The 22777-nt window shown below is 70.9% G+C and carries 20 protein-coding genes; 12 read left to right on the plus strand and 8 right to left on the minus strand.

Annotated elements, in window-relative coordinates:
• Positions 1-7 precede the first annotated feature (7 nt).
• The gene (locus tag Aut01nite_RS19420) at positions 8-1210 is read left to right on the plus strand and encodes a hypothetical protein (protein WP_043525734.1); all 1203 of its coding nucleotides are present in this window, start codon (positions 8-10) and stop codon (positions 1208-1210) included.
• A gap of 38 nt (positions 1211-1248) precedes the next feature.
• Here Aut01nite_RS19420 and Aut01nite_RS19425 read toward each other — a convergent pair whose 3' ends face one another.
• Positions 1249-1497, minus strand: coding sequence for a hypothetical protein (locus Aut01nite_RS19425; protein ID WP_043525735.1), 249 nt, complete (start codon positions 1495-1497; stop codon positions 1249-1251).
• Between the two features lie 655 nt (positions 1498-2152).
• Between Aut01nite_RS19425 and Aut01nite_RS19430 the strand changes: the two genes are divergently transcribed.
• The 7 genes from Aut01nite_RS19430 to Aut01nite_RS19460 all read left to right on the plus strand — a co-directional run bounded on the left by Aut01nite_RS19430 (position 2153) and on the right by Aut01nite_RS19460 (position 13533).
• Positions 2153-2404: a hypothetical protein gene (locus Aut01nite_RS19430; protein WP_152628747.1), complete on the plus strand. Its 252-nt coding sequence runs from the start codon at positions 2153-2155 to the stop codon at positions 2402-2404.
• A gap of 510 nt (positions 2405-2914) precedes the next feature.
• Positions 2915-4054 carry a pyruvate dehydrogenase (acetyl-transferring) E1 component subunit alpha gene (gene pdhA / locus Aut01nite_RS19435; RefSeq protein WP_043525738.1) on the plus strand — a complete coding sequence of 380 codons (1140 nt, stop codon included), beginning with the start codon at positions 2915-2917 and terminating at the stop codon, positions 4052-4054.
• Positions 4054-5031, plus strand: coding sequence for an alpha-ketoacid dehydrogenase subunit beta (locus Aut01nite_RS19440; RefSeq protein ID WP_043525739.1), 978 nt, complete (start codon positions 4054-4056; stop codon positions 5029-5031). Before pdhA ends, Aut01nite_RS19440 begins: the two co-directional genes overlap by 1 nt.
• A gap of 5 nt (positions 5032-5036) precedes the next feature.
• Positions 5037-6614, plus strand: a complete 1578-nt coding sequence (locus tag Aut01nite_RS19445) for a dihydrolipoamide acetyltransferase family protein (RefSeq protein ID WP_043525740.1) — start codon at positions 5037-5039, stop codon at positions 6612-6614.
• Between the two features lie 195 nt (positions 6615-6809).
• Positions 6810-6959, plus strand: a complete 150-nt coding sequence (locus Aut01nite_RS19450; protein ID WP_173476684.1) for a hypothetical protein — start codon at positions 6810-6812, stop codon at positions 6957-6959.
• 532 nt (positions 6960-7491) lie between these two features.
• Entirely contained in the window at positions 7492-11649 is a 4158-nt protein-coding gene (locus tag Aut01nite_RS19455; RefSeq protein ID WP_204037591.1) for a hypothetical protein, read from the plus strand.
• A gap of 96 nt (positions 11650-11745) precedes the next feature.
• A complete protein-coding gene (locus Aut01nite_RS19460; RefSeq protein ID WP_043525744.1) occupies positions 11746-13533 on the plus strand; it encodes an NHL domain-containing thioredoxin family protein in 1788 nt (595 codons plus the stop codon).
• Positions 13534-13695: 162 nt separating this feature from the next.
• On the opposite strand, the gene Aut01nite_RS19465 is transcribed toward Aut01nite_RS19460, so the two are convergent.
• Genes Aut01nite_RS19465 through Aut01nite_RS19475 form a run of 3 tightly spaced genes read right to left on the minus strand, consistent with a single transcriptional unit; the run spans position 13696 to position 15876 of the window.
• A complete protein-coding gene (locus tag Aut01nite_RS19465; protein ID WP_043525869.1) occupies positions 13696-14439 on the minus strand; it encodes a LamB/YcsF family protein in 744 nt (247 codons plus the stop codon).
• Positions 14435-15274, minus strand: coding sequence for a 5-oxoprolinase subunit C family protein (locus tag Aut01nite_RS19470; RefSeq protein WP_043525745.1), 840 nt, complete (start codon positions 15272-15274; stop codon positions 14435-14437). Before Aut01nite_RS19470 ends, Aut01nite_RS19465 begins: the two co-directional genes overlap by 5 nt.
• On the minus strand, positions 15271-15876 hold the full coding sequence (locus Aut01nite_RS19475; protein ID WP_043525746.1) for a 5-oxoprolinase subunit B family protein: 606 nt from the start codon (positions 15874-15876) through the stop codon (positions 15271-15273). The genes Aut01nite_RS19470 and Aut01nite_RS19475 overlap by 4 nt, the downstream gene beginning before the upstream one ends.
• 78 nt (positions 15877-15954) lie before the next feature.
• On the opposite strand from Aut01nite_RS19475, the gene trhA reads away from it, so the two are divergent.
• A complete protein-coding gene (trhA, locus tag Aut01nite_RS19480; RefSeq protein ID WP_043525747.1) occupies positions 15955-16632 on the plus strand; it encodes a PAQR family membrane homeostasis protein TrhA in 678 nt (225 codons plus the stop codon).
• Positions 16633-16698: 66 nt separating this feature from the next.
• Here the strand turns inward: trhA and Aut01nite_RS19485 are convergent, their stop codons facing one another.
• The gene (locus Aut01nite_RS19485) at positions 16699-16980 is read right to left on the minus strand and encodes a DUF6458 family protein (protein WP_043525748.1); all 282 of its coding nucleotides are present in this window, start codon (positions 16978-16980) and stop codon (positions 16699-16701) included.
• A 113-nt stretch (positions 16981-17093) separates the two neighbouring features.
• Here Aut01nite_RS19485 and Aut01nite_RS19490 point away from each other — a divergent pair, with 113 nt between their 5' ends.
• Positions 17094-17612: a SixA phosphatase family protein gene (locus Aut01nite_RS19490; RefSeq protein WP_043525749.1), complete on the plus strand. Its 519-nt coding sequence runs from the start codon at positions 17094-17096 to the stop codon at positions 17610-17612.
• Positions 17613-17751: 139 nt separating this feature from the next.
• On the opposite strand, the gene Aut01nite_RS19495 is transcribed toward Aut01nite_RS19490, so the two are convergent.
• Both Aut01nite_RS19495 and Aut01nite_RS19500 read right to left on the minus strand, forming a co-directional pair.
• Entirely contained in the window at positions 17752-19608 is a 1857-nt protein-coding gene (locus Aut01nite_RS19495) for an acyl-CoA dehydrogenase (protein ID WP_043525750.1), read from the minus strand.
• A gap of 434 nt (positions 19609-20042) precedes the next feature.
• Complete coding sequence (locus Aut01nite_RS19500) at positions 20043-21200, minus strand: PP2C family protein-serine/threonine phosphatase (protein WP_043525751.1); 1158 nt, start codon at positions 21198-21200, stop codon at positions 20043-20045.
• 106 nt (positions 21201-21306) lie between these two features.
• Between Aut01nite_RS19500 and Aut01nite_RS19505 the strand changes: the two genes are divergently transcribed.
• Entirely contained in the window at positions 21307-21843 is a 537-nt protein-coding gene (locus tag Aut01nite_RS19505) for a phosphoribosyltransferase (protein WP_052163822.1), read from the plus strand.
• Positions 21844-21851: 8 nt separating this feature from the next.
• On the opposite strand, the gene Aut01nite_RS19510 is transcribed toward Aut01nite_RS19505, so the two are convergent.
• Complete coding sequence (locus tag Aut01nite_RS19510) at positions 21852-22136, minus strand: YciI family protein (protein WP_043525873.1); 285 nt, start codon at positions 22134-22136, stop codon at positions 21852-21854.
• Positions 22137-22246: 110 nt separating this feature from the next.
• Here Aut01nite_RS19510 and Aut01nite_RS19515 point away from each other — a divergent pair, with 110 nt between their 5' ends.
• Positions 22247-22729: a YcxB family protein gene (locus tag Aut01nite_RS19515; protein ID WP_043525752.1), complete on the plus strand. Its 483-nt coding sequence runs from the start codon at positions 22247-22249 to the stop codon at positions 22727-22729.
• Positions 22730-22777: the final 48 nt, after the last annotated feature.

A 22777-nucleotide genomic window follows, 5' to 3' on the forward strand; every position in this document is an offset into this window, starting at 1 on the left:
TCGCGGCATGCCCGCACCCCGGACCGCGTACGACGCCGTGATCCATGCGGCCCGCGACGTCATGAAACTGGGCTGTGCGCTCGACGCCGAGATGCTCGGCACCGCCCTGCTCGGCAGTGTGTACGCGGTGGCCGCCGAGGACCGGGCCGAGGCCGTCCGTGACTTCGTCGGCCGTTTCCTGACCGCGACCACCCGTCCGGCCAGCCCGGCCGCCGCCACCATCCGCGAGGTCTTCGCCGCTCTGGTGCCGGATGCCGAGGGCGCCGGCCGGGTGGGTCACGGCACGCACGCCCCGGCCTGGGCCGCCCAGCTCGGCCGGGTGCGCCCGACCGGCTGCTGGGCCTATGGGGACGTCTACGGCGACCAGACCTCCTACCTGGTCACCTTCGCCTACGAGGACAGCTCCGACGGCGGCCCCGAGCATGCCGTGGTGGCCCTCGTCGACCACAACATCGGCATCACCAAGGACGTCTTCGTCGCCACGTCGGCCGGCACGCTGCTCGATCAGGTGCGGGAGATCTGCACGGCCGACGAGCTGACCTGGTTCCGCTCGGAGGACCCGGGCCGGCTGCGCGACGAGGTGGACCGGCATCTCCAGGTCACCGACGAGCTGGGCGACCTACCGGAGGACGGTTCGCTGGCCACCGACCGGGCTCTCGCCGCCGCCCGGATCGCGTTGCTGCCGTCGGTCACCACGCCGCCGCTCGACGAGCCCGCCGGGCCGAACGGGCCGGATCTGGTCCGGGAGTTCCTGACCTCGCCCGAGGCGACCCGTTTCGACCTGCCCACCGGCCCGGCCCACACGGCCGAGGCGGCGTCGCTGGAGTTCTGCCTGAGCCTGGTGCTGGATCACGCGGCGAGCCTGCCGGGCGGTGACCCGTTGCGCTGGAGTCCCGCGGTGGGCGGCCTGTTCCTGCTCGACTGGGTGCACCGGCGGGCCGTGCTGGACCTGGACGACGCGGCGATGATGCCGCGGGTGGTCCGGGCCTGGTCGGCCTTCTCCACCCGGCGGCGCGGACTGCCGCCGGCCGCGGTCCAGGAGACGGAGACCGCGATGGAGGAGCTGATCCCCGAGTTCGCGCGGCTCTACACGACCGGCGAGCGGCGCAGCCCGGCCACCGCGGCGGTGGCCCAGCTGATCGCGGAGGGTGTCGACCCGAACGACAACGCCGCCATCGAGGCCTGGATCGAGGCCAACCGGGACGAGTGACCGCGGTCCGGCCGGCTCTCAGTGGGTCTCTCCGCCCGTCAGCGCCGGTTGATGTAGTGGTCGTCGGTGTATTCGGCGTGGTGGCGGCCCATCCGGGAGCTGCGGTCGTAACCGGGGTCCGGGTGGTTGGTGTGCTCGGCACGGTGCATGCCCCGGTACGGGCGGTTGGCGAGCCGGCTCTCCTCGGCGTTCACGTCGGGGAGCACGCGGCGCACGACGTTGCTGTTGTCGTGGTGGCTCTGTTCGAGGATCCGGGACGGGCGGATGTTGTACGGGCGTTCGGCCACTGCTGACCTCCGGCTGTGTCGGGGCCGGTCCGGTGACCGGCGGTCGTGGGCGTGGGATGCGTCGGTGGAGCGGGCCCGGCGCCGGGGCGGATCACCGGCCGGGGCGGTGTTCGAGCCGGCACGTTCGGCATGCCGTCGGGTGGCCCGCTCGGGTGGAGCGGCGGAGTTCTCGCAGGCGCGCTTCCGCGGGCGGCCCGGCGATCGGTGTCTGTCGTCTGGGCGGTGAGTGCCCCGATGATTTGGTTTGACACCGCCGGGTTTGTCGTATTTATCGCGATCAGCCGGTTCCGGTTCTCGGTGATCAGTGTCGGCATCACCGGGACGACCGGGCTCGGCGGGCACTTCCGGCAGGTCAGGAATGGACGGGAAGCCGTCCGGAATGATCGGCGCCGGGATTCGCTCCTCTTCCGGAACAGCCGGTAGGTCGGGAATGACGGGAATGCGACTCGGCGTCGGCCGGGTCGGTTTCGGAGCGGGCCGACGGGGTGCCGAGGTCGCCGCGGAAGAAGGCCGCCGCGGCACCGGGGGACGTGGCACGGAGGACTGCCGGCGCGGAACCGAAACGGTCCCTCGGGAGACGGAAGCCGACCGGCGCGGAACGGTCTCGGCCGGCTCGGGAGTGCTCCCTCCGTACCCCCGCGGTGAAGGTCGTGACGTGGCCCGCCCCGGGGTGGGCGAAGCGGAAGCCGACGGGCGGACCGGAGGCGGAGGCGAAGCCCACGACGGCGGGAAAGGCGCGGCCCGGGTCGGTGTCGGCAGCACCGGCCCGGTCGCGGTCGGGGGCAGGAACGGGATCTCCATCGGCCGCGGATGGTCCTGGCCGGTGATCTCGTTCGTTCCCGCGGTGAGCACGGCGAGCGTCGGCACCGAGGCGAGCCCGACGAGGATCGCGACCAACAGCACGTAACGCCGGGTGGGCCCGGAGAAGCCGAGGTCTTCGCGATACACCCCGTTGAGGCGCTTGCGCAGCACCTTGGGCGGTGGCGCGAAGTCGTCGTCCGGCAGGTGCGGCACGCGAGAAAACCCCCAAACGAAAAAGATCAACTTGGATCAGTCGCGGTCATTGGGGATGAACGACACGGGCCTCATTCGGCAGCGGCGCGCAGGGACCATTCGTACAAGAGTGAGAGCACAAAAATCCTTAAATCGGACAAATGCTCTTAGCGTGATGTCAGCAGAAAATCTTCATTCGTGATCCACGCGGGCTGTAAGGAAGGTCACTCATTCTGTCAGGATGGGGGCGACGGCACCGCCGCTGCCGTCTCCGCCGACCAGCGGGGTCACGGCGGTTCGTCCCGGCTTCCGAGCCGGAGCATGCCGCGCGGTAACCCCCACCCGGGCCAGGCGCGGCACCCGAGAGCCGCCGCGTGGCCGGGAGACACCCGCCGCGGGCGCAGAGACGAAACAGGAGACACGGATGGCGAAAGGCGAGAGCGTGGCCGGGGCGGACATTCCGGCCGGCGGCTTCGTCCAACTGCTGACCCCCGACGGGGAACGCGTCGACAGCGTCACCACCACTGACGGGACGACGTACTCCGTCGACTTCACCGACGAGGAATACCGCGGTCTCTACCGGGACCTGGTGACCGTCCGGCGGCTCGACACCGAGGCTGTCGCCCTGCAACGGCAGGGTGAGCTGGGGATCTGGGCCAGTCTGCTCGGGCAGGAGGCGGCGCAGGTGGGCTCCGGGCGGGCGCTGCGCCCGCAGGACATGGCCTTCCCGACGTACCGCGAGCACGGCGTCCTCTACACCCGCGGGATCGACCCGATCATGCCGTTCGGCCTCTTCCGCGGCGTCGACCAGGGCGGCTGGGATCCGAACGAGTTCAAGTTCAACACCTACACGATCGTGATCGGCTCGCAGACGCTGCACGCGACCGGGTACGCCATGGGGATCACCATGGACGGCAAGATCGGCTCCGGCGACGGCGAGGCCGTGATCGCCTACTTCGGCGACGGCGCGACCAGCCAGGGCGAGGTCAACGAATCGTTCGTGTGGTCCGGGGTGTTCAACGCCCCGATCGTCTTCTTCTGCCAGAACAACCAGTACGCGATCTCCGAGCCCCTGGAGCGGCAGACCCGCGTCCCGCTCTACCAGCGGGCCGGCGGCTACGGCTTCCCCGGCATCCGGGTGGACGGCAACGACGTGCTGGCCAGCTTCGCGGTCACCCGGCAGGCGCTGGACAACGCGCGCAACGGCCAGGGCCCGACGCTGATCGAGGCGTACACGTACCGAATGGGCGCGCACACCAGCTCCGACGACCCGACCCGGTACCGGATGGCCGGCGAGGTCGAGGCCTGGAAGGCGAAGGACCCGATCAGCCGGCTCAAGACGTTCCTCACCAAGCAGAAGATCGGCAAGAAGGACTTCTTCGCCGAGGTCGACGCGGACGCCGACAAGAAGGCGCTCGATCTGCGCGAACGGGTCCTGGCGATGCCTGATCCACAACCCGTGACGATCTTCGACAACGTGTACCCCAACGGCTCGCCCGAGGTCGACGCGCAGCGCAAGGCATTCGTGGAGTACCAGGCCTCGTTCGAGGGGAGCGGGCACTGATGATCACCCTGGGAAAGGCACTCAACCACGGGCTGCGCCGCGCGCTGGAGAACGACCCCAAGGTCGTGATCATGGGTGAGGACGTCGGGAAGCTCGGCGGCGTCTTCCGGATCACCGACGGACTGCAGAAGGACTTCGGCGAGGACCGGGTCATCGACACGCCGCTGGCCGAGGCCGGCATCGTCGGGACCGCGGTCGGCCTCGCCATCCGCGGATACCGGCCGGTCTGTGAGATCCAGTTCGACGGGTTCGTGTTCCCGGCGTACAACCAGATCGTCGCCCAGGTCGCCAAGATGCACTTCCGCTCCGGCGGCGCGGTCCGGCTGCCGATCACCATCCGCATCCCCTACGGCGGCGGCATCGGCGCGGTCGAGCACCACTCCGAGTCGCCCGAGGCGTACTTCGCGCACACCCCCGGCCTCAAGGTCGTGACCTGCTCCAACCCGGCGGACGCGTACACGATGATCCAGCAGGCCGTCGCCTCCGACGACCCGGTGATCTTCTTCGAGCCGAAGCGGCGGTACTGGGAGAAGGGCGAGGTCGACCTCGACAGCCCCCTCGCCGGGGCGTTCCCGCTGCACGCGGCACGGGTCACCCGGCCCGGGACGGACGCGACGCTCCTGGCGTACGGGCCGATGGTCAAGGTGGCGCTGGACGCCGCCACCGCCGCCGCCGAGGACGGGCGCAACCTCGAGGTCATCGACGTGCGCTCGCTCTCCCCGATCGACTACCCGGTGATCTTCGACTCGGTCCGGCGGACCGGCCGCGCCGTCGTCGTGCACGAGGCCCCCGGCAACGGCGGCCTCGGCGCCGAGATCGCCGCCCGCGTCACCGAGGAATGCTTCTACTCCCTGGAGGCGCCGGTGCTGCGGGTGACCGGCTACGACACGCCCTATCCGGCGGCCCGGCTGGAGGAGGAGTACCTCCCCGATCTCGACCGGGTGCTGGACGCCGTCGACCGCTCGTTCGGCTGGTGAGCCCGATGTCGCGGATCAAGGAATTCAACCTGCCCGACCTCGGCGAAGGACTGACCGAGGGCGAGATCCTGGCCTGGCTGGTCAAGGTCGGGGACACCATCGAGCTCAACCAGCCGATCGTCGAGGTCGAGACCGCGAAGGCGGCGGTCGAGATCCCGGCGAAGTGGGGTGGCGTGGTCACCCGGATCTTCCACGAGGCGGGTTCGGTGGTCGAGGTCGGGAACCCGATCATCGCCATCGACACCGACCCGTCGGCGGGACCTCTGCCCACGTCGTCCGGCCCGGCACCGGAAACTCCGGTCGCCTCCCCCACTCCGGCCACCTCAATCGCCTCGTCGGCTTCTTCGGCCTCTTCCGCCTCGTCGGCTTCGGAAGGCGAGGTCGAGGCGGGCCTCATCGGGGGTCCGGCGCCCGGCGGACGGACCGCGGTGCTCGTCGGTTACGGCCCGAGAACCACAACCGCAAAGAGACGACCCCGCAGTGGTACGGCCACGCCGTTCACAACCGCAACCACACCCACCCCGCCTCCGGCGGCTGCCGGAGGGTCCCAGGCCGCGACCGTGGCCGTCCCCCCGGCGCCCGTGGTCCAACCCGCGCCGCCGGTCGTACCCCCAGCCCCGGCCGTCCCGAACCGAACTGTTCAGGATCCAACAGTTCAGGTCGCGGTGCGGGTGGGGCCGGTGCTCGCCAAGCCGCCGGTCCGGAAACTCGCCCGTGATCTCGGCGTCGACCTCGCCACGGTCGCCGGGACCGGGCCGATGGGGTCGGTGACGCGGGAGGACGTACACCGCATCGCCGAAGGCGCGAAGCAGACCGTGACCGAGACGCCGGCCCCGGTCACCGCTCCGGCCATCACCGCGGCACCAGTCCTCGACGGGGCCCGTGAGCAGCGCATCCCCGTCAAGGGAGTGCGGAAGCTGACCGCGGAGAACATGGTCGCGTCGGCGTTCACCGCGCCGCACGTGACCGAGTTCCTGACCGTGGACGTGACCCGGTCGATGAAGACGCTCGACAAGCTGAAGGCGCGGCCCGAGTTCGCTGAGACCCGGATCTCGCCGCTGCTGCTGGTGGCGAAAGCGGTGCTGGTCGCGGCCAAGCGGCACCCGATGGTCAACTCGACGTGGTCGGGCGGGACCGGCGAGATCGTGGTCAAGGACTACGTGAACCTCGGCATCGCCGCAGCCACCGAGCGTGGGCTGATCGTCCCGAACATCAAGGACGCCGGCCGGCTCACCCTGCGGGAATTGGCCGACGCACTGAATGCGCTGGTCAAGACCGCGAAATCGGGTCGTACGCCGCCGTCGGACATGTCCGGCGGCACGCTCTCGATCACGAACGTGGGCGTGTTCGGCATCGATACCGGCACCCCGATCCTGCCACCGGGTGAATCGGCGATCCTGGCGTTCGGCGCGATCCGGCCGACGCCGTGGGTGCACAAGGGGAAGATCAAGATCCGCCAGGTCACCACCCTGGGACTCTCCTTCGACCACCGGATCATCGATGGCGAGCTGGGCTCCCGCTTCCTGCGTGACGTGGGCACCTTCCTCGAGGACCCGGAGGCGGCAATGCTTCGCTGGGCCTAGGGTCTTTCGGCCCGACCGGCGATTGACCTTCGATCCTTAGGTACATGACTGAGCTCACCCCCGAAATCGCTGGCCGCGTCCCGTTGTTCCGTCGATAATGGAGTGGACAACGGGACGCGCGCCTCCGTCACGAGCGGCCAGGCGACGCCCGTAGGGAACGACACCGGTCACCGCCGGGGGGAGAGAGCAGCAGCCATGAGCACCGCCCGCACCATGATCGACCGCTACCGCCAGCGCCGGATGATCAGCCGCCAGAACCGCGCGATCGACCGCGCGCTCCAGGTGGCGCCCACGCAGGCCATGCGCGACGAGATCGCGATCTTCGCGCAGCACCGGGTCTTCTGAGGCCCCCGGCCCTGATCAGGGCCGCCACCACGACGAACGGCCCGTCCGGGTGACCCGGGCGGGCCGTTTCGTGTCCGATCCCACTCTCGAAGATCCGGCAATCGTCCCTCCGGGGCGTAGACCGGGATTCCTCCCGCCGCGACCGCCCGGTACCGTGGGCACGGTCCCCAAATCGGCACGGCCGGTCGGTGCGGGTGACCGGGGCCGCCGGCAGCGACAGTGTCACGGCCCCAGCACGGCCAAGCCGGAAAGCTGGCACGGCCCCGTCCGTGGGGTCGCGTCCGTGCAAAGCTGGCACGGCCGCATCGATGAGGAGGCGCGTATGACGTCCGAGGGGCAGCACGCCGGTCAGCCGGCCGAGGCCACGTCGGGCGGACCCACGTCGGGCGGGTTCCCGCACGACCCTGATGGTCAGCGGCCCGACCTGCAGCGATCGGCCGGCCGGGCATCGGCCCAGCCGCCCGCTGAGGGCTTCCCGAATTCGTATGGGCCACCTCCGACCAGTGCCCCCGGTGGGGGTTCGCCGTTCGTCGTGCCCGCCGTCTCCACGTTCGGCCAGGGCCCCGCGCCCGCCGGGACGTCGTATGGTTCGGCCCGCGTCGCGGAGCCCGAGGGTGAGCTCCCGCAGCGGGGCGGCGCTTCGCCGTATGGATCGGTCGCCCCCGAGGCGGCGTCGTCCTACGGGTCGCCCTCGCCGTTCGGGCAGCCGGGCACGCCACCACCGTTCGGTTCCGCTCCCGCTTCCGTTCCGGCGTCCGCGCCGTTCGACGCCGGACCGCCGTCGTGGGCCCCACCGGGCTCCGCGGCCGCGGCTTCCCCCGGTGGTCCGTCGACCTCCGGACCCGCGGGATTCCCGGCTTCCGGCGCGCCGGGCGGGTCTGCTTCGTTCGGGTCGTCGCCGGGTTCCGGTTCCTCGGAATTCCCGCCGCCCACCGCCACCTACGGCACGCCTGCGGCGGCCTTCCCGCCCGCCGGCTCCTCGGATGCCCCCGGCTCCTTCGGCCCGCCCGCGGGCTCGTCGGCCGGTTCCTCCGGTTCGCCCGCTGCCTTCGGCCCGTCCGGCGGCTCCTCTTCCTTCAGTCCGACGGCCGGCTCGTCCGGCGCCCCGGCCTCCTTCGGCTCGCCGGCCGGCCCCTCGGGCGGTTCCTCCTCTTTCGGTCCGGCAGCCGGCTCGTCCGGCGCCCCCGCTTCCTTCGACTCGCCGGCCGGCTCGTCCGGTGGCCCCGCCTCCTTCGGGCAGGCGGCCAACTCGTCGGGCGGTCCGGGGTCCTTCGGCTCTGCGGCCGGCTCGGATCCGGCCGGGTTCCCGCCGCCCGCTTCGCCGGGCGGCCAGACGCCCGGTGGCTCGCCGTTCGGATCCGCGGGCTTCCCGCCCGCCGGAGGCCAGGCGCCGTCGGCTCCGGCCGGGCCCGAGAGCCAGGGCGGGTTCCCGGCGAAACTCAGCCCGAGCGGCCTGCCCACCCGCACCCCCGGCGCAACGGCTCCGGAAGACGGCGGCCTCGGCCATACCCCGTTCTCCGCGTTCGGTGACCAGCCGGTCCGGGTTCCCGGCGCCAGCCTTTCCGACCTGCCCGACGGCTCCGGCCAGGGTGACTCCGCCGGCAGCCCGGGCGGTTTCACCGCCGGCCCGGCGCAGAACAGCTGGATGCGGGAGAACGCCCGGCCCGCCGAGACCCCGGCCGTGCCGAGCGCCCCGCGCCCGGCGGCCGACACGTTCCCGTCCCGGCGTGGCGACGGCGGCGGCTTCCCGCTGCGTGCCCCCGCCGGTCCGGCCGCTGACCCGTCCACGGCCGGTTCCGGCAGCCAGCCCAGCCTGGACCTGCCGATCCGCAGCCAGCAGCCGTTCGGTTCGGCCTCGTTCCCGTCGCCGGAGGCTCCGGCCGGACGCGACACCGATGCGCCGTCCACCAGCCCTTCCGGATACCCGCAGCGGGTGCCCGGCGCGTCGCTGGGTTCGGGCGGCACGGTTCCGGCGTCCGCGCCGACCTCGGCCGATTCGCAGCACGGTTCGTTCCCGGGCGCCGACCCGCAGCACGGTTCGTTCCCGGGCGCCGATCCGCAGCAGGGCTCGTTCCCGGGTGCTAGTTCGCAGCACGGTTCGTTCCCGGGCGCCGACCCGCAGCACGGTTCGTTCCCGGGCGCCGACCCGCAGCACGGTTCGTTCCCGGGCGCCGATCCGCAGCAGGGCTCGTTCCCGGGTGCTAGTTCGCAGCAGGGTTCGTTCCCGGGTTCCGGGCCCCTCGGTCTGGAGCCGCGTGGTCCGCTCGATTCCAGCCCGAATGGCACCCACTCCGGCCTGGATGCACGCGGTTCCCGGCCCGGCTCGGACCCGAACGGTCCGATAGGTGGCTTCGACCAGCGCAGCCCGTCGGGTGCCTTCGACCAGCGGAACCCCGCGGGCTCCGACTCTCCGGGCCCGTTCGGCGGCTTCGACCAGCGTGGCCCGGCAGGGTCCGACTCGCCGAACCCGCTCGGCGGGTTCGACCAGCGTGGCCCGGATGCGAATGGCTCGCTCGGCGGGTTCGACCAGCGTGGCGGCTCCGACCGGGGTGATCTCCGGGCTTCGGCGGGCGGTCCTTCGGGCGCTGACGGCCACGCCGCGGCGGATCAGCAGGGTGCGTCCGCGGTTCCGCAGCCGCGTGATCCGGGCGCGAAACCCGCTGTCGGCTCGGCCCGCCCGGTGACGGCCAGCGCCTCGGTGCCCGGCCGGGTCTCGCCGGCCGAGGCCGCCGAACTGCCGCCGCCGTCGTCCGCGCCGCAGGCTCGCGTCTACGGTCGTCCGGCCCCGACAACGCCGGACGAGCCGCAAGATTCCCCGGACGACCCGTCGCGTTCCGACGAGTCTCCGTCCGGCGCGCACGCCGCTCCTTCGTTCCCGTCGGCTTCCGACTCGCCGTTCGGCGGCCAGTCCGGCAGCTTCCCCCCGGCCACAGACGGTTCGGGTGGTTTCGGTGCGGGCCCGGCACAGAGCGAGAGCCCGTCGGGCGGTTTCGGCCTGCCCAGGAACGACTTCGGTACGCCCCAGGGTGAGAGCCCGTCGGGCGCGTTCGGCCAGCCTCGAAACGACTTCAGCACCTCCCAGGGTGAGAGCCCGTCCGGCGGTTTCGGCCAGCCTCGAAACGACTTCAGCACCTCCCAGGGTGAGAGCCCGTCCGGCGGTTTCGGCCAGCCCCGAAACGACTTCAGCACCCCGCAAGGTGAAAGCCCGTCCGGCGGTTTCGGTCAGCCCCGAAACGACTTCAGCACCTCCCAGGGTGAAAGCCCGTCCGGCGGTTTCGGTCAGCCCCGAAACGACTTCGGTACGCCCCAGGGTGAAAGCTCGTCGGGCGCGTTCGGTCAGCCCCGAAACGACTTCAGCGCCCCGCAGGGTGAGAGCCCGTCCGGTGGCTTCGGTCTGCCGCAGCGTGGGGATGGTGGATTCGGCCAGCCTGGCGAGAGTCCGTCGGGGGGTTTCGGTCTGCCGCAGCGTGGTGGTTCCGCGCAGCCTGACAACGATTCGCAGGCCGGTGGTTTCCCGGGTGAGCCGTTCCCCGGCGCGCAGCAGGATGACGACCGTAACGGCTTCGGCTCGTTCTCGCCGGCCGGCGAGAGCGCGCCTCCGGCGAAGGCGACCGCCCGTGCGACGGCGAGTGCTCGGGTCTCCCCGCCGGATGCTCCCGGTGGTGGTTCGCCGTTCGCGATGCCCGGTTCGCCGCAGGCCCCGGCTTCCGGTGCGCCGTTCGGTGGCCCGGGTTCGCCCGCTGTTCCCGGTTCGCCGCAGTTCCCCGGTTCGGTTCAGCCGCCGTTCGGGGGCGCTGGCGACCAGTTCGGCCAGCCCGGTGACCAGTTCGGCCCCTCCGGTGACCAGTTCGGCCCCTCCGGTGATCAGGCCGGTCGTCCGCCTTTCGGTCATCCCGGAAGCCAGCCTGGCAATCAGCCCGGCGGCGAGTTCGGCCGGCCCGGTAACGAGTTCGGTGGTCAGCCCGGAGGCGAGTTCGGCAGTCAGCCCGGCAATCCGTTCGGCGGGCCCGGTGACCAGGGCGGACGCCCGCCGTTCGGCGCGCCCGGGGACCAGTCGGGACCGCCGCCGTTCGGCGCGCCCGGCGATTTCGGCACGCCCCAGCCGTACGAGCAGGGTGGCCGTCCGCCGTTCAATGACCAGTTCAACGAGCACACCACGGACGTGTCCGGCCGCGGCAACTCGCCGTATGTTCCGGCGCCCGCGCTGACTCCGCTTCCGGGCGAGCAGCCGGGTGGTGGCCTGTACCCGAACAGTCCGGCGGCGCGTGCCACGGTGACGCCGCCCGGCCCGGAGGACACCACGAGTTGGCCCGGCCCGGCCGAGGAGCAGGGCAAGTTCGACCAGTTCAAGGCTTCTTCGGAACCGGCCGCCACGCCGGCCCCGGCGAAGGCGCACGTCCGCACGGTGCCGGTGGCGCTGGCCGTCGTCCTGGGTGCGGCGATCATTCTCGGCATGGTGTTCGGTCTGGTCTGGTTGATCGCTGGGGACGACGAGTTCAGCGTGTCGGAGGGCCAGTGTGTGAAGCGCAACGGGTCGACTCCGCTCGTGGCGGATTGCAAGGAGGCGGACACGTTCACTGTCGTCTCGATCCAGACGGAGAAGAGCAAGTGCGGTGACGCGACCCAGCCGTACATCGTCGTCCCGAAGGACAGCGGTGACCAGGTGCTCTGCCTGAAGAAGAACGGCTGACCGCAAGCCTGATCGGCCCCCGCTCGGCGAGCGGGGGCCGTTTCGCGTCTGTGGACCGCCACGGTGGCCGGAAACCGGGTGAGGGAGGATTGGCGGATGGAATTTCGCGTGCGTGCGCCCGAACTCAAGGGTCGCGGTTGGCTGAACACCGGCGGTAAGGCTCTCACCCTGGCCGATCTGCGCGGAAAAATCCTTTTATTGGATTTCTGGACTTTCTGCTGCATTAATTGCCTCCACGTCCTGGACGAGCTTCGTCCGCTCGAGGAGAAGTACGGTGACGCCCTCGTCGTGATCGGCGTGCACTCGCCGAAGTTCGAGCACGAGCGTGACCCGAAGGCGCTGGCCGCAGCCGTGGAGCGTTACGGCGTGCACCACCCCGTCGTCGATGACGGCGACATGCACATCTGGCAGCAGTACGCCGCGAAGGCCTGGCCGACCCTGGCCGTGGTCGACCCGGAGGGTTACCTGGTCGCGTCGATGGCCGGCGAGGGGCACGCCGAGGGCCTGTCCCGGTTGATCGACGAGTTGGTCGCCAAGCACGAGGCGAACGGCAGCCTGCACCGCGGCGACGGGCCTTATGTTCCGCCGCCCGCGCCGGAGGGCCTGCTGCACTTCCCGGGCAAGGCGATCGAGCTGCCCGGCGGCCATCTGCTGGTCTCGGATTCGGCGCGGCACCGGATCGTCGAGCTGTCCCCGGACGGCGAGACCCTGGTCCGCGCGTTCGGCAGCGGTGTGCGGGGCGAGCCGTTCAGCGAGCCGCAGGGTCTGGTCCTGCTGCCGCCGGGTGTCGCCGAGACGGCGGGTTACGACGTGGTCGTCGCCGATACCGTCAACCACCAGCTCCGTGGGCTGAATCTGACGACCGGTGCGGTCACCCTGGTCGCCGGTTCGGGGAAGCCGTGGCGTTCGACTGTCGACGACCACGCGCACGACGCGCTCGCAGCCGATCTGTCGTCGCCGTGGGATGTGGCCTGGTTCGACGACAAGGTCATCATCGCGATGGCCGGGATCCACCAGTTGTGGTGGTTCGATCCGATCAAGCGCACGGTCGGCGTGTACGCGGGCACGACGGTGGAGGCGCTGCGGGACGGCCCGATCCCGGACGTGTGGATGGCCCAGCCGTCCGGCCTGTCGGTGGGTGGGAACCGGCTGTGGATCGCCGACAGCGAGACGTCCGCGCTGCGGTTCGTCGAGGACGGCGTGATGCACACCGCAGTCGGGCAGGGGCTGTTCGATTTCGGTCACGTGGACGGCCCGGCGGCTGAGGCTCTGTTTCAGCACCCGCTCGGTGTGGCGGCGACGGCGGACGGCTCGGTGTTGGTGGCGGACACCTACAACGGCGCGGTCCGGCGATTCGACCCGGCGTCCGGCGCGGTGTCCACGGTGGATTCCGGACTCGGCGAACCAAGTGACATCCTGGTCACCGCGGACAACACGGTCATCGTGGTGGAGTCGGCGGCGCACCGGCTGACCCGGCTCGCTCCCGGGGTGGTCACGACGGTCACTGGTGAGCGGCACAAGACCGAGCGGCCCCCGTCGCACCTGGCGCCGGGCGAGGTCACTCTCGACGTGATCTTCACGCCGGCGCCGGGACAGAAGCTGGACAGCCAGTTCGGCTCGCCGGTTCGGCTGGTGGTGTCGGCGTCCCCCGCCGAACTGCTGCTGGAGGGGGAGGGGACCACCACCGAACTGTCCCGCCGGATCGTTCTCAACCCGGATGTGCCCAAGGGCGTCCTCCAGGTGGTCGCGCAGGCGGCGACGTGCGATGTGGACGCCGAGTTCGGCGCCTGCCACCTGACCCGGCAGGACTGGGGTGTGCCGATCGTGATCGATCCGGCCGCTCCGGACCGGCTGCCGTTGATCCTTCGCGGCATGGACGCCTGACCCGTGTGACCTCCTCCGTGCCGAGTGACGGATAGTGCCGAGTGACGGATAACGGTGCATGGAGGACAGCAGACAACCGGACGACGCCGCGTTGATCCGCAAGGACGTCGCGGCGTTGTTCGACAGGGTACGAGAACAGGGTCGCCCTGGTGGACGTGCTCGTCAGAAGGCCTGAACGGTCGCCTGCCCGGCCATCCCGGCCCGCACCGCGGCCGCCAACCGCACCGCACCGGGTGTGTCCCCGTGCAGGCAGATGGAACGGACCGGGCAGGGCACGACGGTGCCGTCGACGGCGACCACCTCGCCGTCGACAGCCATTCGCACGGCCCGGGCGACCACCTCGTCCGGGTCGTGCACCAGCGCGTCCGGCCGGGAACGGGGGACCAGCCGGCCGTCGGGGAGGTAACCGCGGTCGGCGAAGCCCTCCGCGATCACCGTGAGCCCGGCGTCGAGGGCCCGGGCGGCCAGCACCGAGCCGGGCTGGCAGAGCACCGGCAGCGCGGAATCGTAGGCCAGCACGGCGGCGACCACCGCGGACGACTGAACCACGTCGACGGCGGCGGTGTTGTAGAGGGCGCCGTGCGGTTTCACGTAGCGCACCCGGTCCCCGGTGACCCGGCAGAACGCCTCGAGCGCCCCGATCTGGTACAGGATGTCGTCGCGCAACTCGTCGTGGTCGTAGTCGATGCGCCGCCGCCCGAACCCGGCCAGATCCCGGTAGCCGACCTGGGCGCCGATCACGACACCCTTCTCGACGGCGAGCCGGCACACCCGGTACATCGTGGACGGATCGCCGGCGTGGAAGCCGCAGGCCACGTTCGCCGAGGTCACCACGTCGAGGAGGGCGTCGTCGTCGCCGAGACGCCAGGCGCCGAAGCCCTCGCCCAGGTCGGCGTTCAGATCAATCGAGCTCACGGAACCTCACGGTAGTCCCCGGCCGCGCCTGCGCGAGCGGTGTGACGTCGTCGACCACCCCGACGACCGGATATCCACCGGTGGTCGGGTGGTCGGCGAGGAAGATGATCGGCTGCCCGTCCGCCGGGACCTGCACGGCCCCGAGAACCACTCCTTCGGAGGGCAGTTCGCCGGCCTTTGCGCGGGTCAGGGCGTTGCCGGCCAGACGGGCTCCGACCCGGTTGCTCAACGGGCTGATCCGGTACGAGGAACCGAACAACTCTTTCGTCGCATACCAGTCGTCGCGCGGCCCAAGCCGGACCCCGAGCACCAGTTCGCCGGTGATCGGCGCGGGCTCCCCGACCAGCGACGGCGCGAGCGCCGGAACCCCGATCGGCAGCGTGTCGCCGTCGGCCAGGCGGGCCGGCCCGAGCCCGGAGAGGGTGTCCGTCGACCGGCTCCCGAGCACCGGCTCGACCGCGATCCCCCCGGCCACCGCGATGTAGGACCGGACTCCACGGGTCGCCCGTTTGACGTCGAGGATCCCACCGGCGGGTACCTCGAACAGTTGACATCCGCGAAGCCGTTCGACGGGGCGGCGGTCGGCGTCGACGTCCGCGACGGCCCCGGTGACCGCGACCAGGGTACGGTCGGCGAACCGGAGGGCGCAGCCGAGCACTGTCGTCTCCAGGACGGCCGCGTCGTCGGCGTTGCCGACGAAACGGTTGGCCAGGCGCAGCGCGGGCTGGTCGAGAGCGCCGGAGCGGGGCACGCCGAGGTGCGCGTATCCCGGCCGGCCCAGGTCCTGGACGGTGGTCAGCGGCCCGGCCCGCAGCACGGTGATCATGCCGCCACCAACCGGACACGGGTGCCGGGGGTGAGCAGGGCCGGGTGCTCACGGCGTACGTCGAAGAGCTTTTGATCCGTCCGTCCGACCAGCCGCCACCCGCCCGGCGACGCCGTGGGGTAGATGCCCGCGTAACCACCGGCGAGCGCCACCGATCCGGCCGGCACGCGAGGCCGCGGAGCGGCGAGCCGGGGAACCGCCCACTCGTCCGGAAAGCCACGCATGTAGGCGAATCCGGGCGCGAAGCCGGAGAACGCGACGGTGAGCGGGGTCGCGGTCAGCCGGCGCACCGCCTCGTCCGGGGTGACCGCCCAGAGGTCGGCGACCGACTCCAGGTCCTCGCCGTCGAAGACGGTGGGAATGGCCACGTTCGAGCCACCGGAACGACGCTCCCCCGGTGCCGGCTCCCAGGCCGCCAGCAGCTCCGCGGTGCCCGGCGCGACGCCGTCGAGGAGGACGGTCAGCGCGCCGGGAACGATTTCGGCGGCGTGCAACTCGCCGGATTCGCGGCGTCGCCACAGCTCAGCGCGCCAGTCCTCGACGCGGTCCGGATCGGGGCACTCGATCAGTAGCCCTGCGGCACCCACCCGTCGTATCTTCATGTGGAAATCATCCCGGGGCGTCAACCGTATCCGGCGTCACTACCCTCCGGTAACCTACGGTGCCGTAACCTTGAGGACGTGACGACCTCAGCCCCGTTCCGGATGAAGCCGACCGACCTCGGCAAGCCGCGACTCCGCGGCCGGTTGCATCAGTACGCGTTCTTCGTCGCCCTCGTCTGCGGCATCGTGCTCAGCTCGATCGCAGTGACCCGCCCCGGCATCTCGCCGTTCGTCAGCTGCCTGATCTACAGCATCACGGTGTGCGGGCTCTTCGGCATCAGCGCGCTCTACCACCGGCGGGTGTGGAGCGAACGCGGTTACCAGATCATGCGCCGCGCCGACCACTCGATGATCTTCATCTTCATCGCCGGCAGCTACACGCCCTTCTGCACCATGCTGCTCGAGGGCACCCAGCAGATCGTCCTGCTCAGCCTGGTCTGGGGCGGCGCGATCGGCGGCGTCGCCCTGAAGATGATCTGGCCACACCTGCCACGCTGGGCGGGTGCGCCGCTCTACGTGGCACTCGGCTGGGTGGCCGTCGCGATCATCCCCCAGGTGCTGCACGTCGGCGGTGCGACCTGCCTGGTCCTGCTGATCGTGGGCGGCGCCATCTACACGATCGGGGCCGTCTTCTACGCCCTGCGCAAGCCCAACCCGTGGCCGGCCGTTTTCGGTCACCACGAGTTCTTTCACGCCTGCACGCTGGTCGCGGCGGTCTGCCACCACATCGCCGTCTACTTCGCCCTGTACGCCTGAGGGACGAAGCTCTGTATGCCTGAGGAACGAAAAGAATGGCCCGGGGCGCGCGCCCCGGGCCGTTTCTCACTGGTAAGCCGGCGGGGGCGGCGGCGGGACGTCGTCGCGGCGGACCTCGCGGTACTCGGTGGCGTAGGTCGCCCCGGCGACCGGCGGCTGCTGCGTCCGCGTCACCACGGTCCGGCGGCTACGGCTCCAGAACGCCAGCGTGATGATCAGGCCGGCCAGCCCGGCGAGCATCAGGATCCAGCCGATCACGCTGATGTCGAGCCCACTGATGTCCGCCTCCACGGCGAACGCCAGGATCGCCCCCAAAGCGATCAGGAAAATGCTTGCACCGATGCCCATCGGACCCTCCTCGGGTGGTGTCCGCTCGGCCGGGCGAGCCGCTCGACCGTGATGAATGCGTCGATCGAGCAGATACCCGCACGCCTCAAGTTCCAATCAGGCAAGCTGTTGCGATGACCACGCGGACGCTCATCCTGCTGCGCCACGCCAAGGCGGAGACGCCCGGCGACCTCGACGATTACGACCGCGCCCTCACCGATCGCGGCCGTTCCGACGCCGACGCGGCGGGCTCCTGGCTGGCGGACGCGCGGCTGCACCCCGACCTGGTGCTCTGCTCCCCCGCCAAGCGCACCCGGCAGACCTGGCAGAACGCGGCGATCGCGCTGACCCAGGCGCGGGCCGGCCAGCCGGCGCCCGAGGTGCACTACCCGGACTCGCTCTATCTGGGACGCGGCGGCGAGGTCTTCGACCTGCTGCGGGAGGTCCCGGGCACCGTGCGTACGGTCCTGGTCGTCGGCCACAATCCCACGATGTCCGAAGTGTCCGCTCTGCTGCTGCCGGACGATCAGTACACCGGCACCGTCGTGGAGATGAAGACCTCCGGAATCGCCGTGCACACCGGCGAGAAACCCTGGTCCGAGGCCGAGCCGGGGGCGATGCGCCTGACCCGCTCGCACACCGCCCGCGGCTGAGCCCCTCCCGCTACTTCCGGAAGCCAGGTCCGGACCGTCGCCGTATGGTCCTTGGGCGGTGACAAAAGACCGGAGCCCGGAGGACGTCGTTGTCCGCCGGGCTCCGGTCTTTTTCAGGAGAGTGGGAAAAGCTTGTGGATCAGAACGCGTCCTCGTCCAGGTCCATCAGGTCGAGGGTGGTGTTCTCGATGACGCGGCGGTCGGAGCCGATGCGCGGCAGGATCTCGCGGGTGAAGAAGCGGGCCGCGGCCACCTTGCCGGTGTAGAACTTCTTGTCCGCGTCGGAGACCTCGGTGTTCAGCGCGTTCAGCGCCACCTCGGCCTGACGCAGCAGCAGCCACGCGAGGATCACGTCGCCGAGGGCGAGCAGGATCCGGCGGGAGCTGAGGCCGACCTTGTAGAGCTCGCGGGCCTCACCGTTCTGCACGGCGCCCAGCCAGCCCAGCGTGACCGTGAGGATCTGCTGCATCTCGCCGAGCGCCTTGCCGAGGGCGAGCCGCTCGTCCTTGAGCTGACCGTTGCCGGCCTCGCTCTCGATGAAGCCCTGGATCTCGGCGGCGATGGTGCCGAGCGTACGGCCGCCGTCCTTGACAATCTTGCGGAAGATCAGGTCGAGGCTCTGGATCGCGGTCGTGCCCTCGTACAGGGTGTCGATCTTCGCGTCCCGGACGTACTGCTCCAGCGGGTAGTCCTGGAGGAAGCCGGAACCGCCGAAGGTCTGCAGCGACTCGGCACCGAGCAGCTCGTACGCCCGCTCCGAGCCGACGCCCTTGACCAGCGGCAGCAGGAAGTCGTTGATCTGGCTCGCGAGCTTCGCGGTCTTCTCGTCGCCGGCGGCCTCCGCGATGGCTACCTTGTCCTGCCAGGTCGCGGTGTAGATGACCAGCGCGCGCAGAGCCTCGGCGTACGCCTTCTGGGTCATCAGCGAACGGCGTACGTCCGGGTGGTGGGTGATGGTCACGCGCGGGGCGGTCTTGTCACCGTTCTGCACCAGGTCGGCGCCCTGCACGCGGTTCTTCGCGTACTCCAGCGCATTCAGGTAACCGGTCGAGAGGGTGGCGATCGCCTTGGTGCCGACCATCATCCGGGCGTTCTCGATGATCAGGAACATCTGCCGGATGCCCTGGTGCACCTCGCCGAGCAGCCAACCCTTGGCCGGGGTGCCGTGCTCACCGAAGGTCATCTCGCACGTGTTGGAGACCTTGAGGCCCATCTTGTGCTCGACGTTGGTGGCGTAGACGCCGTTGCGCTCACCGAGCTCGCCGGTGGCCGGGTCGAAGTGGTACTTCGGCACGATGAAGAGCGAGAGGCCCTTGGTGCCGGGACCGCCGACGCCCTCGACGCCCACCGGGCGGGCCAGGACGTAGTGGATGATGTTGTCGCTCAGGTCGTGCTCACCCGACGTGATGAACCGCTTCACGCCCTCGATGTGCCACGAGCCGTCCGGCTGCGGGATGGCGCGGGCGCGGCCGGCGCCGACGTCCGATCCGGCGTCCGGCTCGGTGAGGACCATGGTGGAGCCCCACTGCTTCTCGACGAAGAGCTTGGCCCACTCCTTCTGCTCCTCGGTGCCCTCGTGCCAGATGACGTTGGCGAACGAGGGGCCCGACGAGTACATCCACACGGGGGCGTTGGCGCCCAGGATCTGCTCGGCGACGGCCCAGACGAGGCTCCGCGGCGCCTGCGTGCCACCGAGACCGGAGGGCAGGTCGAGCCGCCAGAACTCCGAGGCCATGAAGGTCGCGAAGGACTTCTTGAACGACTCCGGCAGCGGCGCGGTGTTCGTCGCCGGGTCGAAGATCGGCGGGTTGCGGTCCGCGTCGGTGTAGCTGGCGGCGAGATCCTCGCGGGCCAGCCGGTCGACCTCGTTGAGCACGTCACGAGCGCTCTCCAGGTCGAACTCGTCGAACGGCGCCTGGCCGAGCGACTTCTCCGCTCCGAAGACCTCGAACAGGTTGAACTGGAGGTCACGAAGGTTGCTCTTGTAGTGCGTCATGGTGCTTGGCCCCGCTCTCCGGACGCGAGTTACCCGTCAGTAACCCCACTGTATTACTGATCGGTAGCCACCGACAACCCGGGCAGGGTTTCCGGGGTCTTTCTTGCGGACCCACCGATTGGAGGGAGGCCTGTCCGTCGGTTCGAGGGCCAAACGTCTCCGATCAGGTGGCATCCGGTACAGCCGTTCGGCCATTTGCGGACTTCGACACTCAGGTCACGTATCGCCGCGTCCGAAGGTTCGTTTCTCCGGATAGACGCTCACGAACAGGGGGATGCCATGTTCGCCACGATCAAGAGCCTTATCCCGGAGCCCCGCCAGGCGAACCAGCCGCGCCACTACGTCGGCCGGCACCGCCAGCCCGAGCCCGTGCCACCGACACCGGCACCCGTCTCACCGGCCGCGCCGAGCGAGCCCGAGGAGACAGCGGCGGTCTAGCTGCCCGCCGCTCCCACTTCCCAGCTCGGCACCGAGACGGCAGCGTTGCCCTCCGGTCCGGCGTACTCCAGCAAGACCAGCGCGATGTCGTCCTCGAGACGGCCGTGGACCCAGTCCACCAGCGCCGTCTCCAGAGACACCAGCCCGTCGCCGACCGTGCCGTGGCCCAGCAGACGCCACGCGCGGTCGGCGGTCGGGAAGAACTCACCGTCCCGGCGCGCCTCGCCGAGGCCGTCGGTGAACAGCAGCAGCCGGTCGCCCGGCTCCAGCCGCTCCACCCGGGCCTTCACCTCGGGCATGAACCCGAGCGGCGGGGCCGGCGCGGGCGGCTCCAGCGGGATGACCCGGCCCCGGCGCAGCAGCAACGGGGCGGGATGTCCACAGTTGACGATGGTCAGCGTGCCGCCGCGCTCCTCGACCAGGGCCGCGGTCACGAAATCCTCGTCACCGACGCTGCGGGCCACGGCCTTGTCCAGGTCCTGGACGATCGACCGCAGGTCGGGCTTCTCATAGGCGACGTGCCGGTACGACCCCAGCACGATGCTCGCCAACCGGACCGCGTCCAGGCCCTTCCCGCGGACGTCACCGATGATGATCCGGACCCCGTACGGCGTGTCGAGCGCCTCGTACAGGTCGCCGCCGATGTCCGCCGCCGCGGTCGCCGAGATGTACCGCCCGGCCACCGCCAGCGCGCCCACCTGCGGCCCCACCGGCCGGAGCACCGCCTGCTGGGCCACCGCCGCCAGCCGCAGCAGCCCGGCGATCCTCTCGTCCTGCCGCTCCCGGATCGTGGCGCCGGCCGCCGCGACCCCGGTGGCCAGGATGATCCCGACGAGGTTGACCAGCCCGGCGAGCCCTGGCTGACCGACGAGCCCGAGTGGGCCGGCGTGCCCACCGCCCATGCCGACGAAGACACCGCCGACCAGGGTCGCGACCGCGCCGGCGCCGAGCACCATCTGCCACCGGGCGAAGACCGCGGCCAGGAACGGGACCGCCGCCAGCAGCCCGACGAAGCTGGCCTGCGGCCCCTCAGCGAGCTCCATGGCGGACACGACGGCGAGCAGCAGAAGGGCCGCGCCGAGGCCGGCGCGGTTCCCTGGGCTCAGCGGGCGTCGTCCCGCCATGAAAGTAGGCATGGTTCCGCGGATTAGCATGCCCGATCGGCCTCACGTCGGGTATCAACTTGACCCGTAGGCTGAGGTGGTTCTGACCCACCGGTGGTTCTCAGGTCATTCGGACGGTCCGACTAGGTTCTACCTCGTGACCGACGACCTTCGCGACCTGCTGCGCGCCGCGTTCCGCTGGACCGAGCTCGGCCCCGGCCACGACTACCTGGTCAGTGACCGTTCCGGCTGGTGGCGGGACCCCCGGATCCTGGACGGGCTCGGCCCCGCGCTGGCCGGACTGTTCCACGCCGAACGGCCCACCGTCGTGGTCTCGCCCGAGGTCACCGGTTTCATGGTGGGCCCGTTGGTGGCACGGGCGCTCGGGGTGGGATTCGTGGAGGCGTACCGGGCCGGTGCCCGCCGCGCCATCGCCGAGCCGATGATCTGGGCCGACGTCCCCACCGACCACCGCGGCGACGTGCAGCGCCTCGGCATCCGGGAGAACCTGGTCGGCCCGGACGACCGGGTCCTCGTCGTCGACGACTGGGCCGCCACCGGCGCCCAGGCCCGCGGGCTGCGGAACCTGCTCGGCTCCCGGTACACCGGCGCGGCCGTGATCGTCGACGAGTGCCCGCCGGAGGTCTCCGCCGAGCTGTCGATCAGAGGACTGTTGCCCGGCGACGCGCTCTGATCGGGCGGTCAGGCCGGACGGACCCGCTGGTAACCGGCGAGGGCGCCGCGGGCCGGGTGCCAGCCGGTCGCGGTGTACGTGGCCAGACCACGCTGGACGTACGGGTCCTTGGCGATCAGCTCCTGCGCCTCCGCCTCGGTGTCGACGTCCAGCAGGATGATGCCACCGGTCGGCGGGTCGATCCGGCCGGCGGTGACGGAGTAACCCCCGGCTTCCAGGTCGGCGAGGTAGGCGAGGTGGTCCGCACGCGCCGCGTCCACCTCGGCGAGCGGCTTCTGGTAGGTCGAGATCATCAGATACACGCCGCCATCGTAGATCCAGCGCCGGGAGAATCGGACCGCCCGATATTTACCGACCGTCCGGGTAGTGACGGTTTGCCGATCGGGAAAGCTACCTTTCAGAGGTGCAGATCCAGATCACCGCGGTTTCCGACACGTCGCTGACCGAGGCCGCCGCCCGGCACGGCCTGCGCCGTCCGGTACTGCTCGCTCGACTCCTCGGGTGGGCGATCCTGCTGTTCACCGTGCTGCTGCTGGCCGTCACCGGCGATCTCGACCCGGTGCTGCTGACCGGCGGGGCGGCCCTCGCCGTGGCGGTCCCGCTGGCCCTGCTCAACCTCACGGCCCGGAACCTGCGGTCCGGGCCGCTCACCACCTACGAGATCAGCGACGGCGGGATCGCCAGTTCGGACACCGAGAGCCGGCATGCATACGCGTGGCGCGCCTTCCGCTCCGTCGAGGAACTCTCCGGGCAACTGCTGTTCCGGCTGCGCGGCGCACGGCTCCTGCCCGTCCCGACCGCCGGGCTCAGCCCCGCGCAGATCGAACAGGTCCTCGGCACCGCCTCAGCCCGCGGCCTCCGCGTCCACCGCCTGCCGGCGAACTGACCGGAATCACCCGTTCGAGCGCGCACAGCGCCCGAAAAACACGCGCTG

Origin of the sequence: Actinoplanes utahensis (assembly GCF_016862455.1) — a bacterium.
Lineage (GTDB): Bacteria > Actinomycetota > Actinomycetes > Mycobacteriales > Micromonosporaceae > Actinoplanes > Actinoplanes utahensis.